We start from the raw sequence: 13,328 nt of genomic DNA, 5'->3' as shown, positions 1-13,328 counted from the left end.
GCGTTTCCGGGGCCTTTGTGACGCTATTCGGACGGGACCTACAGTCGATGCATGACTGATACAGCTCTAGCCGGAGCGTCCGCGGACCCCGCCGCCCCGAAGCGCCCGGCCCGCCCTTCCCGACCCGCCGCGAAACCGCACGGGCAGTGGAAAGTGGACGGCAAAACGCCCCTGAACGCCAACGAAACCTGGAAACAGGAAGACGACGGCCTCAACGTGCGCGAGCGTATCGAGACCATTTACTCCAAAGAGGGCTTCGACGCCATCCCCGGCCAGGACCTGCACGGCCGGTTCCGCTGGTGGGGCCTGTACACCCAGCGCAAGCCCGGGATCGACGGCGGCAAGACCGCAACGCTTGAGCCGCACGAGCTCGAGGACAAGTACTTTATGCTCCGCGTGCGGATCGACGGCGGTGCGCTCACCACCGAACAGCTGCGCGTCATCGGCCAGATCTCGGTGGATTTCGCGCGGGACTCCGCTGACCTCACCGACCGCCAGAACATCCAGCTGCACTGGATCCGCGTGGAGGACATCCCCGAGATCTGGACCCGCCTGGAAGGTGTTGGCCTGTCCACCACCGAAGCCTGCGGCGACGTTCCGCGCGTCATCCTCGGTTCGCCCGTGGCCGGTATCGCCAAGGACGAGATCATCGACCCCACCCCGCTGATCGAGGAACTGGGGGAGCGGTTCATCGGCAATCCGTTGCTGTCCAACCTGCCCCGCAAGTACAAGACCGCGATCACCGGCCATCCCAGCCAGGACGTGGTCCACGAGATCAACGACTTTGCGCTGGTGGGTGTCCGGCATCCTGAGCTGGGCGTCGGCTACGACCTCTGGGCCGGTGGTGCACTGTCCACCAACCCGATGCTCGGCAAGCGCCTCGGCGCCTTCGTAACCCCTGAGCAGGCTGCCGATGTGTGGCTCGGCGTCACCAGCATCTTCCGTGACTACGGCTACCGCCGCATGCGCACCAAGGCCCGCCTGAAGTTCCTGATGGCCGACTGGGGACCCGAGAAGTTCCGCCAGATCCTCGAGGACGAATACCTGGGCTACAAGCTGGCCGATGGCCCCGCCGCCCCCAAGCCCACCACACCCGGCGACCACATCGGCGTGCACGAGCAGAAGGACGGCAAGTTCTTCATCGGCGCCACCCCGCTGGCAGGCCGCCTGTCCGGCGCTGCGCTGGTGAAGCTTGCGGACACCCTCGAGGCCCGCGGCTCGTACCGGCTGCGCACCACGCCGCACCAGAAGCTCGTTGTCCTGGACGTCGAGAAGGAACAGGTGGAGCCGCTGGTGGCTGAGCTGGACGCGCTGGGCCTGTCCGCCCGCCCGTCCGTGTTCCGCCGCGGCACCATCGCCTGCACCGGCATCGAGTACTGCAAGCTGGCCATTGTGGAAACCAAGCACACGGCTGCCACGGCCGTGGCCGAGCTGGAACGCCGCCTGGCCGACCTCGCAGCCTCCGGCGAACTGCCGCACGCGCTGTCCCTGCACATCAACGGCTGCCCCAACTCCTGCGCCCGCATCCAGACGGCGGACATCGGACTCAAGGGCATGATGCTTCCAACGCCCGACGGCGACCCCTCCCCGGGATTCCAGGTCCACCTGGGCGGTGGGCTGGCCTCGAACGACCGCGAGGAAGCAGGCCTGGGACGCACCGTCCGCGGCCTCAAGGTCTACGTCGATGACTTGCCGGACTACGTGGAGCGCGTAGTCCGCACCTTCGTAGCCCAGCGCGCCGAAGGCCAGACCTTCGCCGAATGGGCGCACGCAGCAGACGAGGAGGCACTTCAATGAGCAAGCATGCACTCGGAGTAGACCCCGTTGCCCCGCCGGCCGCCGCCACTGCCGAGGTTGATGCCACCGTCGCGGCAGCAGCCCCCAAGCTCCGCTCCAAGGAAGAACTGAAGGCCCTCGCTGAGTCCGGCGCTGCCGAGCTCGGCTGGGACGCCCCCGCCCGCGACGTCATCGCTTGGGTGGAGCGCAACTTCGACCTGCCCGCCGTCGCCGTCGCCTGCTCCATGGCTGACGCCGTGCTGCCCGCCCTGGTGGCGGACCAGCTGCCCGGCGTCGACGTCCTGTTCCTGGAGACCGGCTACCATTTCCCGGAAACCTACGCCACGCGCGACGAGGTGGCCGCGAACCTCCGCGTCAACGTGGTGGATGTGCTTCCGGAGAACACCGTGGAACAGCAGGACCGGCTCCTGGGCAAGGACCTCTTCGCCCGCGACGCCGCCCAGTGCTGCGCCCTGCGCAAGGTGGCTCCGCTGCGCCGGACCCTCGCGGGCTACGAGCTCTGGTTCACCGGCGTCCGCCGCGACGAAGCACCCACCCGCACCAACACCCCGCTGGTGACCTGGGACGAGGCCAACGGCCTGGTCAAGGTCAACCCGATGGCCGCGTGGACGTTCGACCAGCTGGTGGAGTACTCGGACGACAACCTCCTGCCCGTCAACCCGCTGCTTTCCCAGGGGTACCCCTCCATTGGCTGCCAGCCCTGCACCCGCAAGGTTGCGCCCGGCGACGACCCCCGCGCCGGCCGCTGGGCAGGCACCGACAAGACAGAATGCGGACTACACGTATGAGCACTTTCCTAACCGAGGAGACTACCCAGGTGACCGACTCCGCCGTCTCCACCCGACTAAGCAGCCTGGACACCCTCGAGTCCGAGGCCATCCACATCATCCGCGAGGTTGTCGCCGAGTTCGAGAAGCCCGCGCTGCTGTTCTCCGGCGGCAAGGACTCCGTGGTGATGCTGCACCTGGCCACCAAGGCGTTCTGGCCGGGCAAGGTCCCGTTCCCCGTGCTCCACGTGGACACCGGCCACAACTTCCCCGAAGTCATCGAGTTCCGCGACCGGACGGTGGAGCGCCTGGGCCTGAAGCTTGTGGTGGGCTCCGTCCAGGAGTTCATTGACCGCGGCGAGCTCGCCGAGCGCGCCGACGGCACCCGCAACCCGCTGCAGACCGTCCCGCTGCTGGACGCCATCCAGCGGAACAAGTTCGACGCCGTCTTCGGCGGCGGCCGCCGCGACGAGGACAAGGCCCGCGCCAAGGAGCGCATCCTGAGCCTGCGTGACGAGTTCGGCCAGTGGGATCCGCGGAACCAGCGCCCCGAGCTGTGGAACCTCTACAACGGCCGCCACACGGTGGGCCAGCACGTCCGCGCGTTCCCCATCAGCAACTGGACCGAGCTGGACATCTGGCGCTACATCGAGCGCGAGAACATCGAACTGCCCGGTCTGTACTACGCCCACGAACGCGAAGTCTTCGCCCGCGACGGGATGTGGCGCGCGGTGGGCGAGGTGTCCCAGCCGCTGCCCACCGAGGAAGTCATCACCAAGACCGTCCGCTACCGCACCGTGGGGGACATGTCCTGCACCGGCGCCGTGGAATCGGACGCATTCACCGTGTCCGACGTTGTGGTCGAAGTCGCCGCCTCCACCCTCACCGAACGTGGCGCCACCCGTGCGGATGACCGCATCTCCGAGGCAGCCATGGAAGACCGCAAGAAGGACGGGTATTTCTAAATGAGCACGCAAACTTTGGCTGCCGACCTCGAGAAGGCCCTCCCCACTACGCTTTTCCGGTTCGCCACCGCAGGATCGGTCGACGACGGCAAGTCCACTCTGGTGGGCCGCCTCCTTCACGATTCCAAGGCGATCCTGGCTGACACGCTCGACGCCGTTGCCCGCACCTCAGCGGACCGCGGCTTCGGCGGCGAGAAGGGCGGCATCGACCTCGCCCTGCTGACCGACGGCCTGCGTGCCGAGCGCGAACAGGGCATCACCATCGACGTGGCTTACCGCTACTTCGCCACCGACCGCCGCAGCTTCATCCTGGCCGACTGCCCCGGGCACGTCCAGTACACCAAGAACACGGTGACCGGCGCGTCCACTGCGGACGCCGTCGTCGTACTCATTGACGCGCGCAAGGGTGTGCTGGAGCAGACCCGCCGGCACCTGTCCGTGCTGCAGCTGCTGCGCGTGGCCCACGTGATCGTGGCCGTGAACAAGATCGACCTGGTGGACTTCAGCGAGTCCGTGTTCCGCGAGATCGAAGCCGATGTTCAGCAGGTGGGCCGCGAGCTGGGCCTCGGTTCAGACGGAATTGCGGACCTGCTGGTGGTCCCCGTATCCGCGCTCGACGGCGACAACGTGGTGGAGCGCTCCGAACGGACCCCGTGGTACACCGGCCCCGCGCTGCTCGAGGTCCTGGAAACCCTCCCGGCTGCCGACGAGCTGGAAAGCCACCTGGAGAGCTTCCGCTTCCCGGTGCAGCTGGTCATCCGGCCGCAGGGCGCACTGGCCCCGGACGCCGTCGCCGCCGGCCTGGACGTGGAGGCCTACCGCGACTACCGCGCGTACGCCGGCCAGATCACCGAAGGCTCGGTCAAGGTGGGCGACGAGGTGTCCGTCCTGACTCCCGGCCAGGACCCGCGCACCACCACGGTGGTGGGCATCGACTTCGCAGGGGCTTCCCTGGAGGAAGCCGCCGCCCCGCAGTCTGTGGCCATCCGCCTGGCCGAGGAATTCGACGTCGCCCGCGGTGACACCATCGCTGCGGCAGGCACCGTCCGTGAAGCATCGGCCGACCTGTACGCGTCGCTGTGCTGGCTGTCCCCGAAGCCGCTCCGTGAGGGCCAGAAGGTACTGGTCAAGCACGGTACCCGCACCGTCCAGGCCTTGGTCCGCAACGTGAACGGCAAGCTGGACCTGTCCACCTTCAAGCTGGAGCCGGCGTCCACCCTGGAGCTGAACGACATCGGCCACGCGCAGCTCCGGCTCGCCGCGCCGCTGCCGCTGGAAAACTACCTGCACCACCGCCGCACCGGAGCGTTCCTGGTGATCGACCCGCTGGATGGCAACACCCTGGCCGCCGGGCTGGTCAACGACCACCCGGGCGACCACGAGGACGAGCGCTACAGCATCTAGTTTTCGCCCGATTCCGCGTTTCCGGGACAGGTTACTTTTGCTCCTCGAGGACCGTCTTCAGCTTCTGCAGGTCCTTGCGGGTTTCCCGCCGGATCATCGGGGCCATCACCAGTCCGGCGAGTTTCGAAAACCCCGACGGCTTGCCGGTGTTGCCGAGGGTCATAAGCGTGCCGCCGTCGGAATCGCTCCAGGTGTAGGTGGTCTGCATGGGGAACGGGCCCTGGGCCGTGCGCATCACCAATTTCTCGCCGGGAATGTACTCCACGAACTCGTAGGTATAGTTCAGCTCGCGGCCCAGGAACCTGGCGGTGAAGGCAACCTTGGAACCCGTCCCCATCGCACCGCTGCCCAGCCGTTGGGACTTGTGGATGTTCACGTACCACTTCGGGGCGTTGTCCGGGTTGGCCGCGTACTCCGCCACTTCCACCCTGGGCCGGCGGATGAGGATCTGGGTTTGGACGTTCACCATGGGTGTGGCTCCTTGAGTGGGTCGGGTTGCACGGGCGGTCACCGGGACCGGGCGGTAGCCTAGGACTCACGTTAGTCCTCATCCGGCGGTGGGAGGCGCAGCATGGAAACCATCAACAGCAAGCTGCTCAACTGGGCTTCAATCCTGGATGACCAGACCCGGGAGCAGGCACTGATGACCGCCGGGCTGCCGTTCATCTACCCCCACTTGGCGCTGATGCCGGACGCCCACCTGGGCAAGGGTGCCACTGTCGGTTCAGTGATTCCCACGCTGCACGCGATCATCCCGGCCGCGGTGGGAGTGGACATCGGCTGCGGCATGATCGCCGTCCGGACCCAGTACTCTTTGGCGGACCTCCCGAGGGACCGCAGGAAACTCCGGGAAGACATCGAGCGCGTTATTCCGCTGTCCGCGGGGCACAACAACAGGACAGTGCTGCCCACCGCCGAGCCCCGGGTGGCGGAGCTGAAGCAGCTGGCTGCGAAGGCCGGGTTCAGCCCTGCCCAGTACGTCGCCAAATGGGAGCTGCAACTGGGGTCGCTGGGGTCAGGCAACCACTTCGTCGAAGTCTGCGCCGATGAGGCTGATGACATCTGGCTCTTCCTGCATTCGGGCTCACGCGGCATCGGCAACAAGATCGCCCAGCACCACATCGGCGTCGCCCAGCATGTATCGCGGAAAAACCAGATCCGCCTGCCCCACCCGGACCTTGCCTACCTCGACGAGGGCACGCCACAGTTCGACCGGTACATGGCAGAGCTGCGCTGGGCCCAGCACTTCGCGCTCCTGAACCGGGAGGAAATGATGGACCGGGTCAGCGCCCAGTTCGGCCGCTGGGCCGGCGGGCCGGTGCAGGAGCAGGAAAGGATCAACTGCCACCACAACTTCACCCAACAGGAAACCCACCACGGCAGGGCCGTCTGGGTGTCCCGCAAGGGCGCCATCAAAGCCGAGAGCGGCGATCCGGGACTGATCCCGGGGTCCATGGGGACGGCGTCGTACGTGGTGGAAGGCCTGGGCAATCCCGCATCCCTGAACTCCTCGCCCCACGGGGCGGGCCGGGAGTACTCCCGCAATGCCGCCCGCAGGACCTTTACCCTGGACGAGCTGAAGAAGGCGATGCGGGGGATCGAATTCCGGGCTTCGGAGGCGTTCATCGACGAAATCCCGGCCGCCTACAAACCCATCGACCAGGTGATGCAGGACGCCGCGGACCTCGTGACCGTCCGGCACAAGCTGCGGCAACTGATCAATGTCAAGGGAAACTGAAGCCGTTCGCGCGCTCAGCCCAGGTCCGGTTTCCTCTTCAGGGTGGCCTGGAGCAGGTAGGTGGTCTGCCGGCTGCACTGCTTAATCCGCCGCAGGTGGGCCGCAGCCAGGTGGGGGAGCGCTACCGTCGGATCAGTGTCGATGATGTCGTGGCGCATGTCCTGTTCCAGGTCGTAGGCCAGGCCCGCCAGCCGTTCCGCTCCCACCATCTGGCTTGATGTCTTGAGGCTGAGGACAGCGTCCAGGGCCCCTGTCACATCACCTGTGGTCAGGGCTTGGCGCAGTTTTTCATTCCGTTCGGGCAGTTGGGCGATGAAATTCTGCACGAACACTTTCCAGACACCTTCATCGTCTTCTAGTTCTTCGCGCAGCCTCTCCAGCACGGAGGGGTCCAGGAGCGGTGGATAACCGTCTGCCTGGGTCACCGCCCGCCTCCACTGCCAGCGCCCGACGCGACCGGGTGACCCACATGCCTGCATAGCTCGATACCCATGACATGCCCCTAGAAGTCAATTCATCCATGAGCCTCCCAGCAGGACTATTTATGGACGCTACGTGGCAGGGGCCCTGGAAACACGAGTAGTGGGTACTCGAATCCTGCGTGCAGCAGCCGGAGCGGTCTCCAAGTGGTAGTGCGGAGACTGGTGAAATGTGACGCTGGATGAACCTGCGTGACCCCCCGTTTCCACTTCATTGAACGGGTTTGGGTCACTCCCTATGGTGAAACAATGACTAGTTCCAAGCCCGGGATGACCCGCATCGTGGCAGGCGAAAGCGCTGTTCCCCAGCGCAAGCGTGCCATCGAGGCCGCCTTGGCCATTGGGCTGGTCCTGCTGATCGCCCTTGGCGCCGTGGTGGCCTCCACCGTTTCCCGTAACACGGAGGCCCAGGCGGTTGAACCCACGCCCGCGGCGGAACTGAAGCTGGGCTATTTCGGCAACGTCACGCACGCGCCTGCGCTCGTGGGCATCAAGGAGGGCTTCCTGGCCGAAGCCCTGGGCAGCACCGCGCTCAGCACCGAGACCTTCAACGCCGGCCCGGCAGCCATCGAGGCGCTGAATGCCGGCGCCATCGACGCCGCGTACGTCGGCCCCAACCCTGCCATCAACTCCTTCGCCAAAAGCCAGGGGGAGTCGGTGAGGATCATTGCGGGTGCCGCTGCCGGTGGCGCCCAGCTGGTGGTGAAACCGGAGATCAACTCGGCGGCAGACCTCAAGGGCAAGACCCTGGCTTCCCCCCAACTGGGCGGCACCCAGGACGTTGCCCTGCGGGCCTGGCTGGCGGACCAGGGCTACAAAACCAACGTTGACGGCAGCGGCGACGTCGCCATCAACCCCACCGAGAATGCCCAGACCCTGAAGCTGTTCCAGGATGGAAAGCTCGACGGCGCGTGGTTGCCCGAGCCCTGGGCGTCACGCCTGGTGCTCCAGGCCGGAGCGAAAGTACTGGTGGACGAAAAGGACCTGTGGGACGGTACGGGCACCGGCAAGCCTGGCGAATTCCCCACCACGGTCCTGATCGTGAACCAGAAGTTCGCGGCAAGCCACCCCGATACGGTGAAGGCGCTCCTGGCCGGCCACGCGAAGTCCGTGGCGTGGCTGAATGAAGCTCCCGCCGGGGAGAAAGCCGCGGTCATCAACGCGGCCCTGCAGGAATCAGCGGGCGCAGCCCTGGCGGACGACGTCCTGGCCCGGTCCCTCACCAACATCACCTTCACCCTGGACCCGCTGGCCGGAAGCTATCCCCGGCTGCTGCAGGACGGTGTGGAGGCCGGCACCACCAAGCAGGCCGACCTCAACGGGCTCTTCGACCTCCGCCCGCTCAATGACGTGATTAAAGACGGCGGCAGCGGTATTGACCCGCTGTCCGCTGCCGGCCTCGGCCAAAACTGACTGACCCTCCACCCACCTACCTAAGGACGGCACCATGCCAGTCGTACTGGAAAACCTGGGCAAGCGCTTCGGCGACGGCGCCCCGGTGCTGGACGACGTCAACGCCAACATCGGCCAAGGCGAGTTCGTCGCCCTCCTCGGTGCCTCCGGCTGCGGCAAGTCCACCCTGCTGAACATCATCGCCGGACTTGAAGCGCCGACGTCGGGCGCCCTGGAAGTGCCGAGCGACGGTGCCGCGTTTATGTTCCAGGACGCTGCGCTGTTCCCCTGGCTCACGGCCCGGGAGAATATCGAACTGGCCCTCAAACTCCGCGGCATGGGAAAAGCCGAGCGCAAGGCCAAGGCGCAGGAGCTCCTTGAACTGGTGCACCTCGGGACCGCCGGCGACAAGCGCCCCCACGAGCTGTCCGGCGGCATGCGCCAACGGGTGTCCCTGGCCCGGTCGCTGGCCCAGGACCGGCAGCTGCTGCTCATGGACGAGCCCTTCGCCGCCCTGGACGCCATCACGCGCGACCTGCTGCACGACGAACTGGAGCGGATCTGGAAGGAAACCGGCCGCACCATCGTCTTCGTGACCCACAACGTGCGTGAGGCCGTCCGGCTGGGCCAGCGCGTTCTGCTGCTTTCCTCCCGCCCGGGACGCGTGGTCCAGGAATGGGCAGTCACCGAGGAACACCGAACCGACGCCGGACTTGCCGGCCAGCTGACCGGGGTAATCACCGCCCGGCTGCGTGAGGAGATTCGCCGCCATGCCAAGTAATCAGACACCTCTCGCCGAAGCGCCTTCCGAACCCACTGAGACCCGGCACATCCATGCCGCCTTGACGAGGACTTCGAACGGGCACGAGGACCTGCGGGAGCTTGAGTCCGGGCTGGACTCCCTGCAGTCCGACGCCGACCGTAAGCACCGGATCGACTGGAGCCGGGTGCTCCTGCCCATCGCCGCCCTGGTGGCTTTGGTGCTCATCTGGCAGTTCTACGTCTCCCTGGGGCTGAAGCGCCGCGACCTGGTGCCCGGTCCGCTGGATGTGGTGAGCCAGATGGGTGTCCTCTGGAGTGACGGCAAACTCCAGGAAGCGGTCTGGACCTCCATGCAGCGCGGGGTGGTGGGTTTTGTGATCAGCGTTGCCATCGCAACTCCTGTGGGCCTGCTGCTGGCCCAGGTGGCTCCGCTGCGCCGGGCTTTTGGGCCACTGATTTCCGGCCTCCAGGTGCTCCCGTCCGTGGCATGGGTTCCGGCGGCCATCATCTGGTTCGGCCTCACCGACGCCACCGTGTACTTCGTGATTTTTATGGGCGCCATTCCCTCCATCATCAACGGGCTCATTTCCGGCGTGGACCAGATCCCGCCGCAGTACCGCCGCGTGGGGACCGTCCTGGGCGCATCACGGCTCCAGATGGCGCTGCAGATCATCCTTCCGGCTGCGTTGCCCGGGTACCTGAGCGGTCTCAAACAGGGCTGGGCCTTCTCGTGGCGCTCGCTCATGGCCGCGGAGATCATCGCTGTGGGCGGCACGATCGGTTTCGGCCTGGGCTCGCTGCTGGACCAGGGCCGGCAGCTGTCCGACATGGCCGTGGTGATGGCGGCAATCCTGCTGATCCTCGCCGTTGGCATCCTGATCGAGCTGCTGGTGTTCGCGCCCATTGAGAAGCGCCTCCTGCGCAGCCGCGGCCTCCTCTCGGGGAGCACGCGCTAAGCGAGCCCGCACTTGCGTTCAACAAAGCCCGACGGCGACTCCCGCCGTCGGGCTTTGCCGTGTCCGTACGACGGCAGCCCCCGGTACGTTACGCAGCGTTACCTTGCGTGACCTGTTGTTGCTCGGCCTTTGTGGGCGATTGTGACGCGGCCCTACCGTTGATTCATGGCAATTCAGGATATCTACCCCACAGCACTGCGCCTCCTGGGCCGCCCCGTGCTGGTGGTGGGCGGCGGCCCGGTGGCTGCCCGCCGCGCCAAGGGCCTGCTCGATGCCGGTGCCCGCGTCACCGTCGTGGCTCCGGTTGCCTCCGCTGCGCTTCAGGAACTGGCCGACGCCGGCCTCCTTACCTGGGAGCAGCGCACCTACCTTCCGTCCGACGTCGACGGCGTGTGGTTCGTCCAGACCGCCACCGGTGATTCGGCCGTGGACGCCCAGGTCTCTGCCGACGCCGAGGCGCAGCGCGTCTGGTGCGTCAACGCCTCGGACCACGAAGCCTCCGCCGCCTGGACCCCCGCCGTCGCAGAAGTGGACGACGTCAAAGTCGCCGTAAACGCCGGCGGTGACCCGCGCCGGGCCATGGCGGTCCGTGACGCCGTCGCCACCGCGCTTGAAACCGGTGACCTGCCGCTGCGCCGCCGCCGGGCCGCCCGCAACGGTTCCGTAGCCCTGGTGGGGGGCGGTCCCGGTGACGCCGGCCTCATCACCGTCCGCGGCCGCCGGCTCCTGGGCCAGGCGGACGTCGTGGTCGCAGACCGCCTGGGCCCCCGCGAACTGCTCAATGAGCTGGCACCGGATGTCCGCGTCATCGAGGTTGGCAAAACTCCCGGCCACCACCCCGTGCCGCAGTCGGACATCAACCGGATCCTGGTCGAGGAAGCCCTCAAGGGCCACCGCGTGGTCCGGCTCAAGGGCGGGGACCCCTACGTACTGGGCCGTGGCGGCGAGGAAGCTGAATACTGCCGCCAGCACGGCGTCGAGGTTGAAGTTGTTTCCGGCGTCACGTCCGCGATCTCCGTTCCCGCCGCCGCGGGAATTCCGGTGACCCACCGCGGCCTCGCGAAAGGTTTCAGCGTGGTGACCGGCCACGAGGAACTTTCGGAGGTGCCGGCCCGCCCGGACCACACCGTGGTGCTCCTGATGGGCGTGGGCCAGCTGCGTGAATCGGCGTCCGCGCTGGGCGAAGCCGGCCTGCCCGCCTCCACACCGGTTGGTATCGTGGAGAACGGTTACCTGCCGAATCAGCGCGTCACCATCGGCACGCTGGGTTCCATAGCTGACCAGGCGGAAGCCGCCGGTGTGGCCAACCCGGCAGTCATAGTCATCGGCGACGTGGTGCGCGTGAGCCCGTTCGCCCCGCTGCACTTCAAAACCGCTGACTACGGCACCACCACCCCCAACAGCCCCCGCAAGACCCAAAGCTCCAAGACCCAAAGCTCCACCGCGGACAAGCCCCGCGTCCTCACCACCTAGCCCCCACCCAACCGGGTAGCGCCACGTGTCGTTTTGAACCCTCATAACGGCACTTAGCGCTACTTGGTTGGGACGGATCGAAGAAAAGGAACACAGCCGTGTCATCAAGCACCACCGTAGGTTCTGCCGACCGTCCGCTGCGCGTCGCCGTCGTGGGCTCCGGCCCGGCAGGCGTCTACGCCGCGGACATCCTCACCAAAAGCGAAGCCGTCAAGAGCGGCGAGCTGACCGTGAGCATCGACCTCTTTGACCGCTACCCGGCACCCTACGGCCTGATCCGCTACGGCGTGGCCCCGGACCACCCCCGCATCAAGGGCATCGTCAACGCCCTGCACAAGGTCCTGGACCGCGGCGACATCCGCTTCTTCGGCAACGTGGATTACGGCACGGACCTCACCATCGAGGACCTGCGCACCCACTACGACGCCGTCATCTTCGCCACCGGCGCCATCAAGGACGCGGACCTGAACATCCCCGGCATCGAGCTGGACGGCTCCTACGGCGGCGCGGACTTCGTCTCCTGGTACGACGGCCACCCCGACGTTTCCCGTGAATGGCCGCTGGACGCCAAGGAAATCGCCGTGATCGGCAACGGCAACGTGGCCCTGGACGTGGCCCGCGTCCTGTCCAAGCACGCCGACGACCTTCTGGTCTCCGAAATCCCGGACAACGTCTACGCTGGACTGAAGGCCTCGCCCGTCACGGACGTACACGTCTTTGGCCGCCGCGGCCCGGCCCAGGTCAAATTCACCCCGCTGGAGCTGCGCGAGCTGTCCCACTCCAAGGACGTGGACATCATCCTGTACCCGGAGGACTTCGAGTTCGACGAGGAATCCGACCGCCAGATCCAGACGAACAACCAGACCAAAACCATGGTGGGCACGCTCACCAACTGGATCGCCGAGCAGCCCGAGGACCTCTCCGAGCTCAAGGCCTCCCGCCGCCTGCACCTGCACTTCCTGCACAGCCCGGTGGAAATCTATGACGACGCCGAGACGCCGGGCAAAGTGGCCGGCATCAAGTTCGAGCGCACCGAGCTGGACGGAACGGGCAACGCCCGCGGCACCGGCGAATTCGTCGACTACCCCGTCCAGGCCGTCTACCGCGCCATCGGCTACTTCGGTTCCGCACTGCCCGAGGTGGAGTTCGACCACAAGAAGGGCGTCATCCCGAACGATGGCGGCCGCGTCCTGGATGCCTCAGGCACCCACGTGCCGGGAATCTACGCCACGGGCTGGATCAAGCGCGGACCCGTCGGCCTGATCGGCCACACCAAGGGCGATGCCCTGGAGACCGTGACCTACCTGCTCGAAGACCGCGAAAACCTTCCCGTGGCTGCCGCTCCGGCAGAGGACGCCGTCGTGGAGCTCCTCGACGCCCGCGGCGTGAAGTTCACCAGCTGGGAAGGCTGGCTGGCCCTGGACGCCCACGAACTCGCCCTTGGCGCCGCTGCCACGGAGGCCGGCGGCTCGCACGGTGTTGAGGTCAAGCGTGAGCGCATCAAGGTAGTGCCGCGCGAGGACATGGTCGCCATTTCCCGCGACGGCGTCGCCGCCCAGGTCTAACCAGCACAGAGAGGCGGAGCTTTTTCGCGC

General features: G+C 66.8%; 12 protein-coding genes. 10 read left to right on the top strand and 2 right to left on the bottom strand.

Annotation, left to right across the window (positions count from 1 at the left end; genetic code table 11):
* The first annotated feature begins 51 nt into the window (after positions 1-51).
* The 4 genes from AC5RVY_RS02005 to AC5RVY_RS01990 are packed head-to-tail and all read left to right on the top strand — an operon-like array spanning position 52 to position 4,933.
* Complete coding sequence (locus AC5RVY_RS02005; protein WP_493953020.1) at positions 52-1,797, top strand: nitrite/sulfite reductase; 1,746 nt, start codon at positions 52-54, stop codon at positions 1,795-1,797.
* Positions 1,794-2,585, top strand: coding sequence for a phosphoadenylyl-sulfate reductase (locus AC5RVY_RS02000; protein WP_493953019.1), 792 nt, complete (start codon positions 1,794-1,796; stop codon positions 2,583-2,585). Before AC5RVY_RS02005 ends, AC5RVY_RS02000 begins: the two co-directional genes overlap by 4 nt.
* Complete coding sequence (gene cysD, locus AC5RVY_RS01995) at positions 2,582-3,529, top strand: sulfate adenylyltransferase subunit CysD (RefSeq protein ID WP_493953018.1); 948 nt, start codon at positions 2,582-2,584, stop codon at positions 3,527-3,529. Before AC5RVY_RS02000 ends, cysD begins: the two co-directional genes overlap by 4 nt.
* Positions 3,530-4,933, top strand: coding sequence for a sulfate adenylyltransferase subunit 1 (locus AC5RVY_RS01990; protein WP_493953017.1), 1,404 nt, complete (start codon positions 3,530-3,532; stop codon positions 4,931-4,933).
* Positions 4,934-4,964: 31 nt separating this feature from the next.
* Here AC5RVY_RS01990 and AC5RVY_RS01985 read toward each other — a convergent pair whose 3' ends face one another.
* The gene (locus tag AC5RVY_RS01985; RefSeq protein WP_493953016.1) at positions 4,965-5,402 is read right to left on the bottom strand and encodes an SRPBCC family protein; all 438 of its coding nucleotides are present in this window, start codon (positions 5,400-5,402) and stop codon (positions 4,965-4,967) included.
* Positions 5,403-5,504: 102 nt separating this feature from the next.
* On the opposite strand from AC5RVY_RS01985, the gene AC5RVY_RS01980 reads away from it, so the two are divergent.
* Entirely contained in the window at positions 5,505-6,671 is a 1,167-nt protein-coding gene (locus tag AC5RVY_RS01980) for an RtcB family protein (RefSeq protein WP_493953015.1), read from the top strand.
* Between the two features lie 14 nt (positions 6,672-6,685).
* Here AC5RVY_RS01980 and AC5RVY_RS01975 read toward each other — a convergent pair whose 3' ends face one another.
* Positions 6,686-7,096: an Hpt domain-containing protein gene (locus tag AC5RVY_RS01975; RefSeq protein WP_493953014.1), complete on the bottom strand. Its 411-nt coding sequence runs from the start codon at positions 7,094-7,096 to the stop codon at positions 6,686-6,688.
* Positions 7,097-7,420: 324 nt separating this feature from the next.
* On the opposite strand from AC5RVY_RS01975, the gene AC5RVY_RS01970 reads away from it, so the two are divergent.
* The 5 genes from AC5RVY_RS01970 to AC5RVY_RS01950 all read left to right on the top strand — a co-directional run bounded on the left by AC5RVY_RS01970 (position 7,421) and on the right by AC5RVY_RS01950 (position 13,298).
* Entirely contained in the window at positions 7,421-8,563 is a 1,143-nt protein-coding gene (locus tag AC5RVY_RS01970; RefSeq protein WP_493953679.1) for an ABC transporter substrate-binding protein, read from the top strand.
* Positions 8,564-8,597: 34 nt separating this feature from the next.
* Positions 8,598-9,323, top strand: coding sequence for an ABC transporter ATP-binding protein (locus AC5RVY_RS01965; RefSeq protein ID WP_050054183.1), 726 nt, complete (start codon positions 8,598-8,600; stop codon positions 9,321-9,323).
* Positions 9,313-10,260 (top strand): ABC transporter permease, encoded by a 948-nt coding sequence (locus tag AC5RVY_RS01960; protein WP_493953013.1) that lies wholly within the window; start codon positions 9,313-9,315, stop codon positions 10,258-10,260. Before AC5RVY_RS01965 ends, AC5RVY_RS01960 begins: the two co-directional genes overlap by 11 nt.
* Before the next feature lie 165 nt (positions 10,261-10,425).
* On the top strand, positions 10,426-11,733 hold the full coding sequence (cobA, locus tag AC5RVY_RS01955; protein ID WP_493953012.1) for a uroporphyrinogen-III C-methyltransferase: 1,308 nt from the start codon (positions 10,426-10,428) through the stop codon (positions 11,731-11,733).
* A 98-nt stretch (positions 11,734-11,831) separates the two neighbouring features.
* Positions 11,832-13,298: an FAD-dependent oxidoreductase gene (locus AC5RVY_RS01950; RefSeq protein ID WP_493953011.1), complete on the top strand. Its 1,467-nt coding sequence runs from the start codon at positions 11,832-11,834 to the stop codon at positions 13,296-13,298.
* The last annotated feature ends 30 nt before the right edge of the window (positions 13,299-13,328 follow it).

Source organism: Arthrobacter sp. Ha26 (genome assembly GCF_059091705.1).
Note: the sequence above shows the minus strand (reverse complement) of the source record. Positions and strands in the feature narration are given on the sequence as shown.

Coding starts and splice junctions, on each gene's coding strand:
- AC5RVY_RS01985 (WP_493953016.1), bottom strand. CDS start 5,402: ATGGTGAACGTCCAAACCCAGATCCTCATCCGCCGGCCCAGGGTGGAA.
- cobA (WP_493953012.1), top strand. CDS start 10,426: ATGGCAATTCAGGATATCTACCCCACAGCACTGCGCCTCCTGGGCCGC.
- AC5RVY_RS01970 (WP_493953679.1), top strand. CDS start 7,421: ATGACCCGCATCGTGGCAGGCGAAAGCGCTGTTCCCCAGCGCAAGCGT.
- AC5RVY_RS01960 (WP_493953013.1), top strand. CDS start 9,313: ATGCCAAGTAATCAGACACCTCTCGCCGAAGCGCCTTCCGAACCCACT.
- AC5RVY_RS02005 (WP_493953020.1), top strand. CDS start 52: ATGACTGATACAGCTCTAGCCGGAGCGTCCGCGGACCCCGCCGCCCCG.
- AC5RVY_RS01965 (WP_050054183.1), top strand. CDS start 8,598: ATGCCAGTCGTACTGGAAAACCTGGGCAAGCGCTTCGGCGACGGCGCC.
- AC5RVY_RS01980 (WP_493953015.1), top strand. CDS start 5,505: ATGGAAACCATCAACAGCAAGCTGCTCAACTGGGCTTCAATCCTGGAT.
- AC5RVY_RS02000 (WP_493953019.1), top strand. CDS start 1,794: ATGAGCAAGCATGCACTCGGAGTAGACCCCGTTGCCCCGCCGGCCGCC.
- cysD (WP_493953018.1), top strand. CDS start 2,582: ATGAGCACTTTCCTAACCGAGGAGACTACCCAGGTGACCGACTCCGCC.
- AC5RVY_RS01990 (WP_493953017.1), top strand. CDS start 3,530: ATGAGCACGCAAACTTTGGCTGCCGACCTCGAGAAGGCCCTCCCCACT.